Below are 18,477 nucleotides of genomic sequence, written 5' to 3'. Positions count from 1 at the left end.
AAAAACCGTGCCTTTTGACAGGCACGGCATTAACGTTTCTGATGCTTTTAACGACTCGAAAGCGACAGTTACGGTTTGATGGGCCGCTACGCTCCCCCCCTCATCCTGAGCCTGTCGAAGGACAAGGGCAGGCGTTGTGCATTTCCCTCGCCCTTCGAGACGCCGTTTTAAACGGCTCCTCAGGATGAGGGAAAAGGAGACCTGGAACGCGATCGGAAGATCGATCCACTTTGGCTGAAGCCCATAACTGTTACGAGTAGACGACGAGCAAATCCTTGGCATCGATCTGTTCGCCGGGACGCACCAGCACTTCCGCGATAGTGCCATCGCGTTCGGCATGGATGGCGGTTTCCATCTTCATCGCCTCTATGGAAAGCAGCACATCACCCTGCGTAACCGTCTGGCCGGTCGTCACGGCAACCGTTGATACGACACCCGGCATTGGCGCACCGACTTGGCGGTCGTTGCCGGCTTCCACCTTGCGACGCACACCGCCAGAAGCGCCTTTGGCCCGGTTCGGCACCTTGATGCGGCGCGGCTGACCGTTCAGCTCGAAAAACACCGTCACCATGCCCTTCTCATCGGTTTCGCTCATCGCCTGATTGACGATCACCAGCGTCTTGCCGCGCTCCAGATCGACGAAGACTTCTTCTTCCGGCTTCAGGCCGTAGAAATAGACCGGCGTTGGCAGAACACTTGTCGGGCCATAGGTTTCCTGCGCGGATGCATAGTCGGTGAAGACCTTCGGATACATCAGCGCCGAAGCGAATTCCTGATCGGAAATCTTGCGATCAACCGTCTCCTCGAACCCTTCACGCTCGGCATTCAGATCGGCAGGTTCCAGCAGAGCGCCGGGACGCACGGTAAACGGCTCGTCGCCCTTCAGAATCTTCTTCTGCAACGCTTTAGGCCATCCTGATGGCGGCTGACCAAGATCACCGCGCATCATCGACACCACGGAATCCGGGAAAGCAATATCCTTTGCCGGGTTTTCGACATCAGCGACGGTCAAGTCCTGACTGACCATCATCAACGCCATGTCGCCCACAACCTTGGAGGATGGCGTGACCTTGACGATATCGCCGAACATGCGGTTCACATCGGCATAGGCTTGCGCCACCTCGTGCCAGCGGGTCTCAAGTCCCAGCGAACGGGCTTGCTCTTTCAGGTTGGTGAACTGACCACCCGGCATTTCATGCAGATAAACTTCTGAAGCTGGTCCCTTGAGGTCGCTTTCGAAAGCCGCATACTGGTTGCGTACGGCTTCCCAATAGAAAGAGATGCGGCGGATCGAATCCGGATCAAGAACCGGATCGCGCTCGGAACCGTGCAGTGCCTCGACAATGGAACCGAGGCAAGGCTGCGATGTGTTGCCGGAGAGAGCATCCATCGCCGCATCGACCACATCCACGCCCGCATCGATCGCGGCAAGTACGGTCGCCGCCGAAATGCCCGACGTATCATGCGTATGGAAATGGATCGGCAGATCGGTTTCCTCGCGTAACGCCTTGAACAGGGCGCGGGCCGCGGCAGGCTTCAAAAGCCCCGCCATATCCTTCACCGCAATGATATGCGCGCCAGCCTTTTCAACTTCCTTCGCCAGATTGACGTAATATTTGAGGTCATACTTGGCACGTTCCGGATTGAGAATATCACCTGTGTAACAGATCGCCGCTTCGCAGAGCTTGTTCTCCTCCAGCACCGCATCCATCGATACGCGCATGTTTTCGACCCAGTTCAGACTGTCGAAAGCGCGGAACAGATCGATGCCGCCGCGTGCTGCCTCGCGCACGAAATATTTTACGACATTATCGGGATAAGATTTGTAGCCGACGCCGTTTGCACCGCGCAAAAGCATCTGCAGAAGAAGGTTCGGCGCAGCTTCACGCACCAGTGCCAGACGCTCCCACGGGTCCTCGGTGAGGAAACGCATCGAAACGTCGAATGTCGCACCGCCCCAGCATTCCAGCGAAAACAGATTCGGCAGTGCCTGCGCATAGGAATTGGCAATGCGGGCAATGTCGTATGTGCGCATGCGCGTCGCCAGAAGCGACTGATGGCCGTCACGCATGGTCGTATCGGTAATCAGCGCACGCTTTTCGTTGCGCACCCATTCCGCGAACTTCTTCGGTCCAAGCTGGTCCAGACGTTGCTTGGTGCCATCAACGACCGGCTTATCACCGAACCACGGCACGCGCGGCTTGGCGGCATCCTTAGCCGGCTTTGCGCGCCCCTTGGTTTCTGGATGGCCATTGACCGTCACGTCGGCGATATAGGTCAGAAGTTTGGTGGCACGATCCTGCCGCTTGACCTGCTCGAACAGTTCCGGCGTCGTGTCGATGAAGCGCGTCGTGTAGTCGTTTGCCTGAAACTTCGGATGATTGATGATCGCTTCGAGGAAGGTAAGATTCGTCGCCACGCCACGGATGCGGAATTCGCGCAAGGCGCGGTCCATCCGGCGGATGGCTTCCAGAGGCGTTGCGCCTGAAGCAGTCACCTTGACCAGCAGCGGATCGTAGTAGCGGGTGATGAACGCACCCGAATAGGCTGTACCGCCATCCAGACGGATGCCGAAACCCGATGCCGAGCGATAAGCCTGAATGCGTCCATAATCAGGAATGAAGTTCTGTTCCGGATCTTCCGTGGTGATACGGCACTGAAGCGCATGGCCATTGAGGCGAATGTCCTCCTGGCGCGGCACACCCGATTCCGGTGTGCCGATGGCAAAGCCTTCGAGAATATGAATCTGCGCCTTGACGATATCGATGCCGGTCACCTGTTCGGTCACCGTGTGCTCGACCTGAATGCGCGGGTTGACCTCGATGAAATAGAACTTGCCGCTATCGGCATCCATCAGGAATTCGACAGTACCCGCGCCGATATAATCGGTGGCATGGGCAATCTTCAGACCATAGCCTGCCAGTTCCTGTCGCTGCGCGTCATCGAGATAAGGTGCCGGTGCGCGCTCCACGACCTTCTGGTTGCGGCGCTGGATCGAGCAGTCACGCTCGAAAAGATGAACCGCATTGCCATGGGTATCGCCCAATATCTGCACTTCGACATGGCGCGCGCGTTCAATCAGCTTTTCGAGATAAACCTCATCCTTGCCGAATGCGGCCTTGGCCTCGCGCTTGGCTTCCGTCACTTCACGAGCAAGATCAGCCTCGGCGCGGATAGCACGCATGCCGCGACCGCCACCGCCCCAGCTTGCCTTCAGCATCAGCGGATAGCCGATTTCTGCCGCAAGTTTCTTCACTTCCTCAATATCGTCGGGAAGCGGGTCGGTGGCTGGAACCACCGGCACGCCGATTTCAATGGCGAGATTGCGGGCCGCAACCTTGTTGCCGAGGCGGCGCATGGTCTCAGGCTTCGGGCCGATGAAGATGATGCCGTTTTCTGCGCAGGCTTCGGCGAATTCCGGGCTTTCGGACAAAAGGCCATAGCCGGGGTGGATCGCATCGGCGCCCGAAACCTTGGCGACGCGGATAATCTCATCGATAGAAAGATAGCTTTCAATCGGACCAAGATCTCGATCCAGATGCGGACCGCGACCGACCTGATAACTTTCATCGGCTTTGAAGCGATGCAGGGAAAGTTTGTCTTCCTCAGCCCATATGGCCACCGTTTTGAGCCCCAGCTCATTGGCGGCGCGGAATACGCGGATTGCGATTTCAGATCGGTTGGCGACCAGAATTTTCCGGATAGGCTTTTGGGCGAAAGACAAGGCAGATCTCCCTAACTGCAATGACAAAGGCGCCATTGCTTAACCTGCAATAGACACAAGCGCAAACAAACTGTGCAACAGGGAGATAAAAACAAAATGCCCGACTAAATGCCGGGCAGATTGATGAATTTTGTAGCACTTTATGCTAATATATCAGGCACAAGAGCGGTTCCTATTATGAAGCAATCATCAGAACCGCTCTAAGCATCTGTGTTCTCGCATTATCCAATGCAAAACCGCTTCGCACTTTTGCTGGAAATGCTCCATTACTTCTGGAAGTAATTATACTTGCCGTCTTCACCCTTGCGCCATTCGAACATGACGTAAGGCGAAAGGCTCGGATCGCCCTTGGCGTCGAACGAGATTTCGCCGAGCACCGTTTTGAACGGACCCTTTTCCTTCATCGCGGTTGCAACTTCCTGCGGATCGTTGCTTGCGGCAGCATTGGCGGCATTGACCAGCGACTGCACACCGGCATAGGCATAGAAGGTATAGGCTTCAGGCTCAAAACCCTTGTCACGGAAAGCCTTGATGAGTTCCGCATTCGACTTGTCGTCGCGCGGATCGGGACCGAAAGTGTTCATGACACCACCCACAGCATCACCGGCAATCGAAGCAAGTTCGTTGGACACGATGCCATCGCCCGAAATGAACTGTGCCTTGAGGCCCTGATCATCCATCTGACGGATGAGCAGACCCGCTTCCGGATGCATGCCGCCCCAGTAAACAGAAGTAATGCCAGCAGCCTTCATCTTGGAGATGAGCGCGGAGAAGTCCTTGTCGCCCTGGTTTACACCTTCGTAGAGCGTTTCCTTCATGCCGTTGTCGTTGAGCGACTTCTTGGTTTCGTCGGCAAGGCCCTGACCGTAAGGGGTCTTGTCGTGAAGGATTGCGACTTTGCCGTCCTTGTAATTGTCGGCGATATATTTGCCGGCAACGATGCCCTGCTGGTCATCGCGACGGCAGGTGCGGAACGTGTTCCAAAGTTCGCGCTCGGTGAAGGTCGGGTTGGTGGTGCCGGGCGCGATCATCAGTACGCCGTTTTCAGCATAGATGTCCGACGTCGGAATGCTGACGCCGGAATTGAAGTGACCGATAACGAACTGAACACCATCACCCACAAACTTGTTTGCAACCGAAATGCCCTGCTTCGGATCGGCAGCGTCGTCGCCATAGACGATGGTGATCTGCTCGCCGTTCATGCCGCCCTTGGCATTGGCTTCTGCGACAGCCGCTTCGACACCGCGCTTGATCTGCTCGCCGAAAGCTGCCTGGCTGCCGGTCAACGGTGCGCCGACGCCGAGCTGGATGTCGGCAAAGGACACGCCACCCATCGCAACCAGTGCCGAAAGGCAGACGCCGCAGAATAAGGATTTCTTCATTTCAGTTGCTCCCACTAAGCGCATCCCGAAAGGTATGAAACGATTTTCGAGACACACGTCAAAATTGGTATTCAGAGCGGCAGTCTGACAGGATCAGATGACCGCCATTTTTTGCAGGCATGAACAGCAACACCAGAGGCGTTGCATAAACCTGATATTCGAATGGGAGACTGCATCAGCGCCAGAAACGCAATTCGGGCTTGAAACTGCCCGCGCTGAAACTGGTCCTCCCACCAGAACGCGAGACTGGATATAGAGATTCGCCCTATATTCAGCCGTCAAGCTAGATACAATCACGTTCAATACCGAAGTAAAGTAATGATTTAGTCTATATCTTGCTTTTTCCGCATGACTTTATGCGGACCGACGCCATCGAAACGGAAATGCCCGGCTTGAAGCCGGGCATTTCCATTCATCGGGAAAGAATGTAAGCGAAACTTACTGCTGAATGTAAGTATATTTCCCGTCAGCTCCCTTTTCCCACTTGTACATGACATAGCCTGGAAGCTTCGGATCGCCCTTTTCGTCATAGGACAGGTCGCCAAGCACGGTCTTGAACGGACCCTTTTCCTTAAGCGCCTTGGCAACTTCCTGTGGGTCGTTACTTCCGGCAGCCTTCGCAGCCCCAGCCAGAGACTGAACGGCAGCGTAAGAGTAAAGCGTGTAGGCTTCCGGTTCGAAGCCAGCATCGCGGAACTTCTTCACCAGATCGGCATTGTTCGGGTTATTGCGCGGGTCTGGGCCGAACGTATTCAGCGTACCGGCAACCGCATCGCCTGCGATGGAGGCCAGCTCGTTGGAAACGATACCGTCGCCAGAGATGAATTGGACCTTCAGCCCCTGATCGGCAAGCTGACGGATAATCAGACCGGCTTCAGCGTGCAGACCACCCCAATAAAGGACCGTAACGCCCTGCTGCTTCAACTTGGCGATCAGAGCCGAGAAATCCTTCTCGCCAACATTCACGCCTTCATAGACGGCTTCCTTGACGCCAAGCTCGTTGAGCTTCTTCTTGGTTTCATCGGCAAGGCCCTGACCATAAGGGGTCTTGTCGTGAATGACGGCAATTTTCCCGTCTTTGAAATTGTCGAAAATATACTGACCGGCCACGATGCCCTGCTGATCGTCGCGACCGCAGGTACGGAACGTGTTCCAGAGCTGACGCTCTGTATAGACCGGGTTGGTCGCAGCAGGCGAGATTTCGAGAATGCCGTTTTCGGCATAAACGTCCGAAGCCGGGATCGAAACGCCCGAATTGAAGTGACCGATAACGTATTTCACGCCATCAGCTGCGAACTTGTTGGCAACCGAGATACCCTGCTTCGGATCCGATACGTCATCGCCGAGAGTGATCGCGATTTTTTCGCCGTTGATGCCGCCCGCATCGTTGATTTCCTTGATGGCCGCTTCTGCGCCCTTCTGGATCTGCGCACCGTAAACGGCATTTGGGCCCGTCAGCGGCGCACCAATACCGACAAGAACATCAGCCCAAGCCGAGCCCCCGAAAGCCATAACTGCTGCAAGAGCAACGCCTGAGAAAAGTGACTTCTTCATTGTTGGAACTCCCATCATTGTATTTACCCCGAAACGATGTTTTGCATCGCCTTATTTTCTTGCTGAATACTCAGCAATATCTACGCTGAATCTTATTACTGTCAACGTGATCTTACAAAAAAGCTTCGCCGCATGACGGCGAAGCTTTAAAATTATTTTGCCTTCCAGCTGAGAGGCGAAGCTTTTTCATAAAGCCAGCTATATTGCCGCACCATCTGCTTGGTGCGGGTGAAACGAAAGCCGACCGTACCTATGATCATCAGGACGATCGTATCCACCAGATAATAGTGGAACGAAAGAAGCGTTCCCTCAAACAGTGCGAAATGGATGAAGCGCACCGCAGCTCCCAGCGGGATCAGATAAAGCAGAAGCTGCGGATAGGTGCGCCACGTCGAAGCACAGGCACGTCCCGTCATCCAGGCGGCCCAGCCGCCCAGCAGACAGGTGATGAGGAAAAACAACCAGAATGACGATTCTTCGTAGAGAATACCCTGCATCTTATCCTCCTAGTGCCTTCCGCCTTCGAGATAGGCGGCGCGGACTTCCGGATCGGCCAGCAATTCGCGGCCAGCGCCGCTCATGGTGATCGAGCCGTTGACCATCACATAGCCACGGTCTGCGAGCTTGAGAGCACCGAATGCGTTCTGCTCAACGAGGAACACCGTCAGCCCCTGCGTGCGGTTCAGTTCCTTGATCGCTTCGAAAATCTGCTTCACGATCAGCGGTGCCAGACCGAGCGACGGTTCATCCAGAAGCAAGAGCTTCGGACGCGCCATCAGCGCGCGGGCAATGGCCAGCATCTGCTGTTCGCCGCCCGAAAGCGTGCCGCCACGCTGGTTGATGCGCTCCTTCAGGCGCGGAAACAGGTCGAACATCAGCTTCACGTCTTCTTCGAAGTGCTGCTGATGATCGAGACTTGCGCCCATCTGGAGATTTTCAAGAACCGTCATGCGCGGGAAGATGCGACGGCCTTCCGGAGACTGCGCAATGCGCAGCTTGGCAATCTCATGCGGCGGCATGGATGTAATATCCTTGCCGTTGAAGAGAATGCGACCGGTACGCGCCTTCGGCGAGCCGAAGATCGTCATCATAAGTGTCGACTTGCCGGCACCGTTAGCGCCAATCAGCGCGACGATCTCGCCCTCATCGACGGTAAGGTCAATGCCCTTGAGGGCACAAATATTGCCGTAATAGGTCTCGACCTTCTCGACGGCCAGAAGCGGTTGCTTTTTCTGCATGGTTTCAGCCTGCATCATTCGCCTCCCTTCTTGGGCTTGGCCGCGGTTTTAGTCGGTGCTTTTGTCGGCGCTTTAGCGCGTTTCGCACCACCGCTTTTGGCAGCCTTTACGGGAGCAGTCTTATGGCTCGTCGGAACATCACCCTGTTCAACGCGCTCGGAGAACTCTGTCGCCTGACCGGCGGCAAGTTGTTTGGCCTGCCCGACCCAGTCTTCGCGCGCGATGCGCCCGTCGAATTCCAGATAGGTTTCAGCTTCCACGATATCCGCTTCGGTCCAGGCGGCAATCTGATCGAAATGATAGATCCCGTGTTCGTGAAGCTTCTTTTCGTTGACCGCGCCGATGCCCTTGATGAGGGTCAGGTTATCGGCCTTGCCACCACGTGCCTCCGCCAGACCACCGGCGAGAGAAACGCGTCCGGACGGCACTTCGCCCGTCTCTTCGGCAATTTCTTCCTCGATGGCTTCCTCGGCGAGTTGTGCCGCCACGAAGTCCGCCGCATCACCGGTGCCCGGCTTGTCCGCCTCTTCGATAAGCTCGGCAATCTCTTCGTCATCGACGCCAAGATAAGCGGCAATAACGCGCGGATCATTCTTGACTGCTTCTGGAGCACCGTCAGAAATCTTGGTGCCGTATTCCAGCACGATCACATGATCGGAGATTTCCATGACCACCGACATGTCGTGCTCAATCAGCAGGATTGACGTCCCGGTTTCCTTGCGGATATCGAGCAGGAGCTTGTTGAGCTCTGCCGATTCACGCGGATTGAGACCGGCGGCCGGTTCATCGAGGCAAAGAATTTCCGGCTCGGTGCACATGGCGCGGGCGATTTCCAGACGGCGCTGATCGCCATAAGGCAGATCGCCTGCCGGATCGTCCGCACGATCGATCAGGTTGATTTTCTCCAGCCAGTGACGCGCCTTTTCAATCGCACCCTTCGCCGCTGACTTGTAGCCAGGCAAACCGAGAAGACCGAGGATCGTGAAGCCCGACGAACGCATCAGCGTGTTGTGCTGCGCGACCAACAGGTTCTCCAGAACAGTGAGGCCCGAGAACAGGCGAATGTTCTGGAAGGTACGCGCCACCTTGGCCTGCTTGGTGATCTGGAAGTCGGGTAGGCGTTCCAGCAGGAACTTGTCGCCCGTCTTCCGGTTCATCGTCAGCATGCCACCCGTCGGCTTGTAGAAGCCGGTGATGCAGTTGAAGACCGTGGTCTTACCTGCACCGTTCGGGCCGATGATCGCCGTGATATCCCCACGCTTCACATCGAAGCTCAGATCGTTGATGGCGACGAGACCGCCAAAGCGCATCGAAAGATGCTCGACCTGAAGGATCGTGTCTTTTTCAGTGTTGCCCAATTCGGTTTTATCAGGCGCAGTACCAGACATAGTGCTTATCTCCGCCATCAGCCGTGCCCTTCCTTGGTAAAGGCACCCGACACCATCTTCTTCTCATGCAGGAAGGCACTGGGTTCTCGACTTCCGACGAAACCGCGTGGCTTCCAGACCATGACCACGACCATGGCAAGGCCGAAGATGAGCATGCGGTAGAGTTCCGGCGTGAAATCTGGGCCGAAAATCGCTTTCAGGAAGCTCATTTCACGCAGGATTTCAGTGCCACCGATCATGACGATCGCAGCAATGGCGATACCAACCAGAGAGCCCATGCCGCCCAAAACGACGATGGCGAGAATGACGGCGGATTCGAGAAACACGAAGGATTCCGGGCTGACGAAGCCCTGGCGTGCTGCAAAGAAGGAACCGGCAAAACCACCGAACATCGCGCCCGTGGCAAAGGCCGTGAGCTTGGTCGTGGTGGTGTTGATACCGAGCGAGCGGCAGGCGATTTCATCTTCACGCAGTGCTTCCCAAGCACGGCCAACCGGCATGCGGCGCAGACGGATGGTGACCCAGGCCGTCAGCAGCGCCAGCAGAAGGATGACGTAATAGAGGAAGAACTTGTAATGCGCCGCCGAGAAGGTGAGGCCGAAATGAGCGGCGAAACCGTCCTTGCTGGCATTAAAAGGCAGGCCGAAGAAGGTTGCCTTGGCAATACCGGAAACGCCGAAAGTGCCGCGGGTTACATCTGTCCAGTTGATGAGCACCAGACGGATGATTTCACCGAAGGCAAGCGTCACGATGGCAAGATAGTCACCGCGCAGACGCAAGACCGGAAAGCCCAGAATGACACCCCATGTTGCAGCAAGAATACCGGCAATCGGCAGCAGCATCCAGAAGGAGAGGCCAAAATAGGCCGACAGCAGCGCATAGGAATAGGCGCCGACTGCATAGAAGGCGACGTAACCCAGATCGAGAAGACCGGCGAGGCCCACCACGATGTTGAGGCCCCAGGCCAGCATCACATAGATGAGGATCTGAACGCCGAAATTATCGACCCATTTGAGCGATCCCTGCCAGCCCAGAAAGGTGACAATCAGGACGGGGTAGACAAAAAGGAAGGCAACACCGAGGCGCGAGAAGTTGCGGCGCACGAAAGACGGGCTTTCGTCGACCGCAGCGGTCGGCTGCTTGCTCTTGGCAAGCTTGCGCGCCTCCAGCGTTGGCTGAAGGAAGGCAACAAACAGGAAACGACCAACCGCAGCGAGCGCGACCATGACGGCCAGTGTGCCCCAGCGCTGAACGAGCACCAGTTCGTTGTTGATGTTCTGATCGGTCTTGAAACCGATGATGAGGCAGAAGAGACCCAGAGCCAGAAGACCTGCGAAGAACCCTTCACGAATGGCCCGGCCAAAAAGGGAATCCGGGCGTGAACTCGACTGTGCAGCCATGATTAAACCTTTTCGACTTCAGGACGGCCAAGAATGCCGGACGGCATGAAGATCAGCACGATGGCGAGGATCGAAAACGCGGCAACGTCCTTGTAGTCGATCGAGAAATACGCCGACCACAATGCCTCGATGAGACCGATGAGCAAGCCACCGACCACAGCACCCGGAAGCGATCCGATACCGCCCAGAACTGCCGCCGTGAACGCCTTCACGCCGGGGATGAACCCGTCGGCAAAGGAAATCACACCATAGAAGGAGAGGTAGAGCGTACCAGCCACCGCCGCGAGCATCGCACCCATCACGAAGGTGAGCGAAATGACCCGATCGACATTGATGCCGAGAAGCGCTGCCATTTTGCGATCCTGCTCACAGGCACGCTGCGCGCGACCAAGCGAGGTGCGATTGACGATATACCAGAAGATCGTCAGCAGCACGGCTGTCACCACAATGACCACAATCTGCTTCAGTGAGATCGTCACGTTGGTTCCCATGATATTGTAGGAACCGTTCAGCAGCTGAGGCACCGGCTTGTTACGCGGACCCTGCGTTACCTGTACGAAGTTGGACAAGGCAATCGACATGCCGATAGCCGTGATCAACGGTGCGAGGCGAAACGAACCACGCAGCGGCCGGTAGGCCACGCGTTCGATCGTCCAGCTCCACAAACCCGTCAGCAACATGGCGACGATCATCATCAGAAGAAGCATCAGCGCGATCGGCAATGCTCCAATGAAGGTTGTGACCATGAGAAAAACAATCAGCGCCATGAAGGCGCCGAGCATGAAGACATCGCCATGAGCAAAGTTGATCATGCCGATAATGCCATAGACCATCGTGTAGCCGATGGCGATCAGGCCATAGATCGAGCCGAGCGCGAGCCCGTTGATCACCTGCTGGAAGAAATATTCCATCGAGAAGCCACCCATTTTACCGCCCGGGATTTTATTGACGCATCTTTATTTCGTGCGCCTTCATTTTATTCCCGGCTCTTTACACCTAACGGCTGTATAGAGGAATGCAACCCCCTTTTGCCTCAGACAAAAGACTAAGGGCATCATCCCTCCACAAACTAGTTATGTCCCCTACTAAACGTCCTGTATATGTTTTTTTCTCCTACCCAGGACGCCTTATTCCATACTTTCTACATGGCCGAAAAGCCAAAAAATTGGGGGCCAGCATTAAAATTACCGACCGTACCCACTTTACGCGACCGTAAACCCATGTGCAAAGGGATCACGGTCGTCGATGAAGATCGTATTATATCCCGTCATGCGTGCCCAGCCCGCAATTGAAGGAATAATCGCCGGCAATGTGCGGTCCTGGCCTACAACTTCGGTAGCACGTTCCACACGGCCATGGAAAAGCGATCCGATGATGGATTCATGCACGAACTCATCGCCGGGCTTCAGCTTGCCCTTGGCAGCCAGTTGCGCCATGCGCGCAGACGTACCCGTTCCGCATGGCGAACGGTCGATTGCCTTGTCGCCGTAGAAGACCGCATTGCGGGCATGCGCTTCCGGATGTTTCGGCTTCCCAGTCCACAGAATATGGCTCAGACGGTTGATATCCGGCAGCAGCGGATGCTGGAACTTGTACTTCTCATTTAACCGCTCACGCAGGATCGGACTCCAGGCAATCAGCTGCAGCGCGGAATAATCTTCCATATCGGTGTAATTTTCTTGCGGCTCGACGATAGCGTAGAAATTGCCGCCATAAGCCACATCGACCCTGAGGTTGCCAAGGTCCGGGCATTCGACCTCAAGTCCTTCAGCATAAAGGAAAGCCGGAACATTGGTGAGACGAACGCGCTCGACATACTGGCCGTTCTGCTCATATTCGATCGCCACCAGACCGGCAGGCGTATCGAGATTGAGCTTGCCCGGCGTCTTCGGCGTCACCAGCCCCTGCTCTATCGCCATCGTCACGGTTCCGATCGTGCCGTGACCGCACATCGGCAGGCAGCCGGACGTTTCGATGAACAGCACCGCAACATCGCAATCGGGGCGTGTCGGCGGATAGAGGATGGAACCGGACATCATGTCATGACCGCGCGGCTCGAACATCAGGCCAGTGCGAATCCAATCGTACTCGCGCAGAAAATGCGTGCGCTTTTCCATCATGGTCGAACCTTCAAGGTTCGGCCCGCCGCCAGCCACCAGACGCACGGGGTTGCCGCATGTATGTCCGTCGACGCAAAAGAAGGAATGTCTTGCCATGATGGTCAGTTCCGAAAACGTTGTGGCTTGAAAGGTTCAATGTCGATTGCAGGCGCGGCCCCTGTGATGAGGTCACGGATAAGCCGCCCGGTCGCAGCCGACTGTGTGAGGCCAAGATGGCCGTGGCCGAAGCCGTAATAGATATTCTCGCCTGCCGAAGCCCTGCCGATAACCGGCACGGAATCCGGCATCGATGGCCGATAACCCATCCATTGCCGCCCGCCCTCGGTGCGCAACCCCGGCAGGAACATGGACGCTTTCTTTAGCATGGCTTCGGATCGTGCGAAATTGGGCGGCAGGTCAAGCCCGCCGAACTCCACCGCGCCGCCGACACGCAGGCCGGTTTCCATCGGCGTGACGACAAAACCGTGACCGGGGAACGTCAGCTGGCGCTTCACATCGAAACTGCCAGCCGGCAATGTGGTATTATAGCCGCGCTCGGTGTCGAGCGGCACTGCATCGCCAAACCCCTTGGCGAGATCGCGTGACCAAGCACCGGCCATCAGGACAAGATGTGCTGCCCCGATTTCAGTCCCATCTTCCAGACGAACGCTCGCGCCGCCATTGCCGGGTCTTGCATTCATGACCCTAGCCTGAAGGAAGCGCGCGCCCTTGCTTTCTGCATAAGCCCAGATCGCCTTGCCGAACAGTTTCGGATCGCTGACATTTTTCCAGCCGGGTACGAAAGTACCTGCAACGAAACGCGGGCTCAGGCCAGGCTGCAACTCGGCAAGCCGGTCGCCGCGGACATGCTCGTAGGCAATTCCGGCCTGTTCGCGAACATCCCAGCCCGGCTGAGAGGCTGCAAGCTCGGCTTCGCTTTCATAAAGCTCCAGATTGCCGTTCTCGCGCAGCCTGTCACGCAGCCCTGCCCTGTCGATCAGCGTCATCATCTCGCTGCCGGCAAGACGCATGATATCGGCCTGCGCAACCGCAGTTTTCGCCAGCGCATCCGCGCTACTCGCGCGCCAGAACCGGTAAAGCCACGGTACCATCTTGGGGAAATAGGAAGGACGGATCGTAAAAGGCCCGAGCGGGTCCATCAGCCAACCCGGCACCTTGCGCATGACGCCCTTGGACGCCAGCGGCATAATGTCGGAAAAAGCGAGCGCCGCCGCATTGCCTGAACTGGTTTCCTCGCAAATGCCGGTTCTGTCGATGACCAGAACCCGACGCCCCGCCTCGGCAAGCAAGGCGGCAGTGGCAACGCCAACAATACCGCCACCGATTATGAGAATATCCTGCTGACCCTGCGGATCAGATTTCATCTTGTGCGGCTCCCAACCGATTCATTCTCACCTGTAGCCCTGCCAAAGAACCGGACAATCTCGACGCTTCGGGCAATTGGCATCCAGTATGTTCAATGCCAGCCATCCGGCTCTGTCCATCGATTTTTTGGAATGACACTGTGCTGAGAGCTTGTCATCGCTTGAAAATGCCACAAAGGCAGATTTAGGGAACGACCAGCTCAAATCACAATATATTGATATATCAGAGATATATCTGTAAGATTGCACTATGTCAATCGTCGTAACCACAGGGCATGGACCGGCATGGAAGAAACGAATGTTCGAGACAGGCTGACGCGGAGCCCGGCAAACATGCCGCAGGCGACCATGGACAGCTGGGGTAGCGAAAGCCTCGCCGAGCAGGCTTATCGCATTCTGGAACGTTCCATCGTCACGCTGGAACTGGAACCCGGCACTGTCGTCAACGAGCGCACGCTGATCGAACTTACCGGCATGGGCCGCACGCCCATGCGCGAGGCCATTCAACGGCTCGCCTGGGAAGGCCTCGTGGAAGTGCGCCCGCGTTCCGGTATCGCCATCGCAGCCATCGACCCGAAGGATTTCATCAAGGTGCTGGACGCACGTGAAGGTGTTGAGCGCGTTCTGGCGCGTGATGCCGCACGCTTCGGCAGCCCTCGCGACTATGAACGGCTTGAAGCTGCTGCTGCCGCCATGCGGCAGGCGATCCCGGACGAGGATGTGGCGCTGTTTCTCGATGCCGACAAGGCATTCGACATTGTTCTGGGTGCGGCAGCGAGCAATCCCTATGCCGCGCGCATTGCAGCGCCTCTGCAAACCCACAGCCGTCGTTTCTGGTTCCGTCTTCGCCCGTCGACCGGCATTGCGGGCTCGGCCAATGCGCATGCGACACTGATCGAGGCGATCATCTCCCGCCAACCGGAGCGGGCCAGCGATACGGCCACCGAATTGATGGGCTATCTGCGCACCCTTGCGCCGTGATTCGCGACGCTGGACATCCAACAGCGGTCAACGTGCCCGCAAGGATCACCGCGACCGCTCATTAGCCCGAACACCTGTCGCTGCAATAGGGTTGGTACTGAAGATCGGGCCGTCATCCGTATTCACGCCATTCAAGGCGTTAGCATAGGCGTGGCGTGTTCCACGCTACATATATTTTACCTGTAACGAAACAATAGAAAGAACGGCGCAGAGGCCTATCGCTGCATGCGATGAATGTTGCATCTCAACCACTCCGTCCGGGGTTCTAGGATTAATTTCGGGCCAGTGGATTGAATTTGATGTTTGATACCCGTCCAATATGAATCCCGTTTCAAACGTCAAATTCGAAAAATCCACTAGATTCATAAAATTACTGGTGGTCCTTTGCTTCCGGCATTTGGTCAGCGCGCATATCCGAAGGATGTAAATGTCGGAAACAGACCCCTAGTGGACTGTTCGCTGCGACCGAAAAAAGGCGCGGTACGTCCAATTTCAAGACGTCCCTTCACGAAGCCGTGATTCCAAAAAATAAAAGCCGAAGCGTGAACTTCGGCTTTTGGATATCGTAAAGAATGACGAACCCGTTCAGTGGGTCTTGTTCATCGAATCCGACATTTTGCGAAGTACGTTGAGCGCAATGCTCAGCTCTTCATCGCTCACGCCCTCTAGAAGGTCTTCGCGAACGTCACCAGCAAGCTTCACGACCTGTTCAGCCAGAATCTTACCTTCTGCCGTCATCACCACCCGCTTCGCGCGACGGTCGCCCTGAACCGTCTGACGTTCAATGAACGACTGCCGCTCCAGACCATCGAGCAGGCGCACCATGGTCGCGTTCTCGATCTCCAGCGCTTCAGCCAGTTCCTTCTGGTAAAGGCCTTCCTGTTCCACCAAGGCAAGCAGGGTGCGCGCTCTGGCCAGCGTCAGGCCACGCTCTTTCACACGCGCGTCGAAGACCGTACGAAGCCTGCGATTAACCTTCGCCATGGCATCAATCATTTCAGCTTTGAGATCTGCCGTATCCATGCCAATCGCCTTATATATTAGTAAACTAATGATTATGGATTTGGATAAATCGCTGGCGAACTATTTTCAAGCAAACTTCCTGAACTCACGCAAGCGTGATGGGATTTGGCGTCAATATGACAGTTCTGCAAACAAATTCACTGCGGAGCGGGTGATCTGAAAAAGAAAAAGCGGGCCGAAGCCCGCTTTCCCAAAAAACGATAAACTGCCGCCAATCAGGCTGGCATGATCGTTCCCTGCAGCGTCATCAGCTGATGCAGGAAGATTTCCGCCTTGGTGCGGTGTTCGTTCGACGAAGCATCGTCCAGAGCCTGGCGGGCATGATCGATACGGCGCTGAATATCCGCTGGATCGATATCGTCCACATGAGTCGCCGATTCGGCCAGAACGGTGCAGCCCTGCGGAGTAATATCGGCGAAACCGCCAAAGACTACGTAGGAGTCGGACTTGCCGTCGGTAAGCTTCACCGAAACGACACCCGGCATGATCGTCGTCATCAGCGGCGAATGACCGGCGAGAGCCGTCAGATAGCCTTCGCTACCCGGAATGACGACTTCCGTCACCTGCGCGGAAAGCAGGAGCCGTTCAGGCGACACGAGTTCGAATTGGAAAGCTTGAGCCATGGTTCTCACTTGAATTCAAAAGCATGAGCCGAAAACGGTTTCCGGAAAAGATCATGCTTAAACAAAATGATTGGCTTTCACGGCGGGCCTTGCGGCCCACCGGGAAATTCAATTCATCAAGCAGCTTCAGCTGCCAGCTTCTTCGCCTTTTCGATCGCTTCTTCAATCGAGCCGACCATGTAGAAAGCCGGTTCTGGAAGATGATCGTATTCACCTGCGCAAAGGCCCTTGAAGCCCTTGATGGTGTCGGCGAGGTCAACCAGCTTGCCTGGCGAACCAGTGAACACTTCAGCAACGAAGAACGGCTGCGACAGGAAGCGTTCGATCTTACGAGCGCGCGCAACGGTCAGCTTGTCGTCTTCCGACAGTTCGTCCATGCCGAGGATGGCGATGATGTCCTGCAGCGACTTGTAGCGCTGAAGGATCGACTGAACCTGACGCGCAACAGCATAGTGTTCTTCACCAACGATCATCGGATCGAGCATACGCGACGTGGATTCGAGAGGATCCACAGCCGGATAAATACCCTTTTCAGCGATCGAACGGTTCAGCGTCGTGGTCGCGTCCAAGTGAGCGAACGACGTTGCTGGCGCAGGGTCGGTCAAATCGTCGGCAGGAACGTAAATTGCCTGAACCGAAGTAATCGAGCCCTTGGTCGTCGTGGTGATGCGTTCCTGCATCGCGCCCATGTCGGTTGCCAGCGTCGGCTGATAACCCACAGCGGAAGGAATACGACCGAGAAGAGCCGAAAGTTCCGAACCAGCCTGCGTGAAGCGGAAGATGTTGTCCACGAAGAACAGAACGTCCTGGCCCTGGTCACGGAAGTTTTCAGCAACCGTCAGACCCGACAGGGCAACGCGAGCGCGCGCACCCGGAGGCTCGTTCATCTGACCGTAAACGAGTGCGGCCTTGGAGCCTTCACCGCCACCGAGCTTGTTAACGCCCGATTCGATCATTTCGTGGTAAAGGTCGTTACCTTCACGAGTACGTTCACCAACGCCTGCGAATACCGAGTAACCGCCGTGCGCCTTGGCGACGTTGTTGATCAGTTCCATGATGAGAACGGTCTTGCCAACGCCAGCGCCGCCGAACAGACCAATCTTGCCGCCCTTGGCGTAAGGAGCGAGAAGGTCAACGACCTTGATGCCCGTTACCAGGATTTCAGCTTCGGTCGACTGTTCGATATACTCAGGAGCTTCCTGATGGATCGCGCGACGGGCAGTGGTCTTGATCGGACCAGCTTCGTCAACCGGCTCACCAATGACGTTCATGATGCGGCCGAGCGTTTCTTCACCAACCGGAACCATGATCGGGTTGCCGGTGTCACGCACTTCGTGACCGCGAACCAGACCTTCGGTCGAGTCCATGGCGATGGTGCGAACGGTGTTTTCGCCCAGATGCTGTGCAACTTCAAGAACCAGACGGCTGCCGAGATTGTCGGTTTCCAGAGCGTTGAGGATCAGCGGAAGCTGACCGTCTTCGAACTGTACGTCGACAACAGCGCCGATGACCTGAGTGATCTTGCCTACTGCGCCGGTCGTTGCAGCCTTGGGTGCTGCATCAGACTTGGCGGCTGCCGCCTTCGCTGGAGCCTTTTTGGCTGGAGCTTTCGCCGCTGCTGGCTTCGCTTCGGCCGCGGCGGTAGTTTTCGGGGTCGCTGCTTTTGCCATCGATCCTTTT

14 protein-coding genes are annotated in these 18,477 nt (G+C 56.2%); 1 reads left to right on the top strand and 13 read right to left on the bottom strand.

From position 1 onward, the window contains the following. Positions 1-250 precede the first annotated feature (250 nt). From pyc to AAE521_RS18010, 10 genes are all read right to left on the bottom strand, one after another. Positions 251-3,724, bottom strand: a complete 3,474-nt coding sequence (pyc, locus tag AAE521_RS18055) for a pyruvate carboxylase (protein WP_342062082.1) — start codon at positions 3,722-3,724, stop codon at positions 251-253. Positions 3,725-3,990: 266 nt separating this feature from the next. Continuing rightward, on the bottom strand, positions 3,991-5,106 hold the full coding sequence (locus AAE521_RS18050; RefSeq protein WP_342062081.1) for a branched-chain amino acid ABC transporter substrate-binding protein: 1,116 nt from the start codon (positions 5,104-5,106) through the stop codon (positions 3,991-3,993). Between the two features lie 438 nt (positions 5,107-5,544). Then, complete coding sequence (locus AAE521_RS18045; RefSeq protein ID WP_010661453.1) at positions 5,545-6,660, bottom strand: branched-chain amino acid ABC transporter substrate-binding protein; 1,116 nt, start codon at positions 6,658-6,660, stop codon at positions 5,545-5,547. 152 nt (positions 6,661-6,812) lie between these two features. Then, entirely contained in the window at positions 6,813-7,157 is a 345-nt protein-coding gene (locus tag AAE521_RS18040) for a DUF6867 family protein (RefSeq protein ID WP_010661454.1), read from the bottom strand. A gap of 9 nt (positions 7,158-7,166) precedes the next feature. After that, entirely contained in the window at positions 7,167-7,913 is a 747-nt protein-coding gene (locus AAE521_RS18035; protein ID WP_029376283.1) for an ABC transporter ATP-binding protein, read from the bottom strand. After that, on the bottom strand, positions 7,913-9,304 hold the full coding sequence (locus tag AAE521_RS18030) for an ATP-binding cassette domain-containing protein (RefSeq protein WP_374865082.1): 1,392 nt from the start codon (positions 9,302-9,304) through the stop codon (positions 7,913-7,915). Before AAE521_RS18030 ends, AAE521_RS18035 begins: the two co-directional genes overlap by 1 nt. Next, positions 9,304-10,686, bottom strand: coding sequence for a high-affinity branched-chain amino acid ABC transporter permease LivM (gene livM, locus AAE521_RS18025; protein ID WP_125300883.1), 1,383 nt, complete (start codon positions 10,684-10,686; stop codon positions 9,304-9,306). Before livM ends, AAE521_RS18030 begins: the two co-directional genes overlap by 1 nt. Before the next feature lie 2 nt (positions 10,687-10,688). Next, complete coding sequence (locus tag AAE521_RS18020) at positions 10,689-11,597, bottom strand: branched-chain amino acid ABC transporter permease (protein WP_342062087.1); 909 nt, start codon at positions 11,595-11,597, stop codon at positions 10,689-10,691. A 291-nt stretch (positions 11,598-11,888) separates the two neighbouring features. Further along, complete coding sequence (locus tag AAE521_RS18015; protein ID WP_071633445.1) at positions 11,889-12,902, bottom strand: 4-hydroxyproline epimerase; 1,014 nt, start codon at positions 12,900-12,902, stop codon at positions 11,889-11,891. Between the two features lie 5 nt (positions 12,903-12,907). After that, complete coding sequence (locus AAE521_RS18010; RefSeq protein ID WP_071633446.1) at positions 12,908-14,170, bottom strand: NAD(P)/FAD-dependent oxidoreductase; 1,263 nt, start codon at positions 14,168-14,170, stop codon at positions 12,908-12,910. Positions 14,171-14,503: 333 nt separating this feature from the next. Between AAE521_RS18010 and AAE521_RS18005 the strand changes: the two genes are divergently transcribed. After that, the gene (locus AAE521_RS18005; protein WP_235817705.1) at positions 14,504-15,151 is read left to right on the top strand and encodes a GntR family transcriptional regulator; all 648 of its coding nucleotides are present in this window, start codon (positions 14,504-14,506) and stop codon (positions 15,149-15,151) included. Between the two features lie 585 nt (positions 15,152-15,736). On the opposite strand, the gene AAE521_RS18000 is transcribed toward AAE521_RS18005, so the two are convergent. The 3 genes from AAE521_RS18000 to atpD form a co-directional block, all read right to left on the bottom strand. Next, complete coding sequence (locus tag AAE521_RS18000; protein ID WP_342062079.1) at positions 15,737-16,174, bottom strand: MarR family winged helix-turn-helix transcriptional regulator; 438 nt, start codon at positions 16,172-16,174, stop codon at positions 15,737-15,739. 215 nt (positions 16,175-16,389) lie between these two features. Then, the gene (locus AAE521_RS17995) at positions 16,390-16,797 is read right to left on the bottom strand and encodes a F0F1 ATP synthase subunit epsilon (protein WP_071633448.1); all 408 of its coding nucleotides are present in this window, start codon (positions 16,795-16,797) and stop codon (positions 16,390-16,392) included. A 116-nt stretch (positions 16,798-16,913) separates the two neighbouring features. Then, positions 16,914-18,467, bottom strand: a complete 1,554-nt coding sequence (gene atpD, locus AAE521_RS17990; RefSeq protein ID WP_061347970.1) for a F0F1 ATP synthase subunit beta — start codon at positions 18,465-18,467, stop codon at positions 16,914-16,916. Positions 18,468-18,477: the final 10 nt, after the last annotated feature.

It is taken from the genome of Brucella cytisi, from assembly GCF_038433355.1.
Classification (GTDB): Bacteria; Pseudomonadota; Alphaproteobacteria; order Rhizobiales; family Rhizobiaceae; genus Brucella; species Brucella cytisi.
The sequence above is the reverse complement of the archived record's forward strand: the minus strand, read 5'-3'. Positions and strand labels throughout refer to the sequence as shown.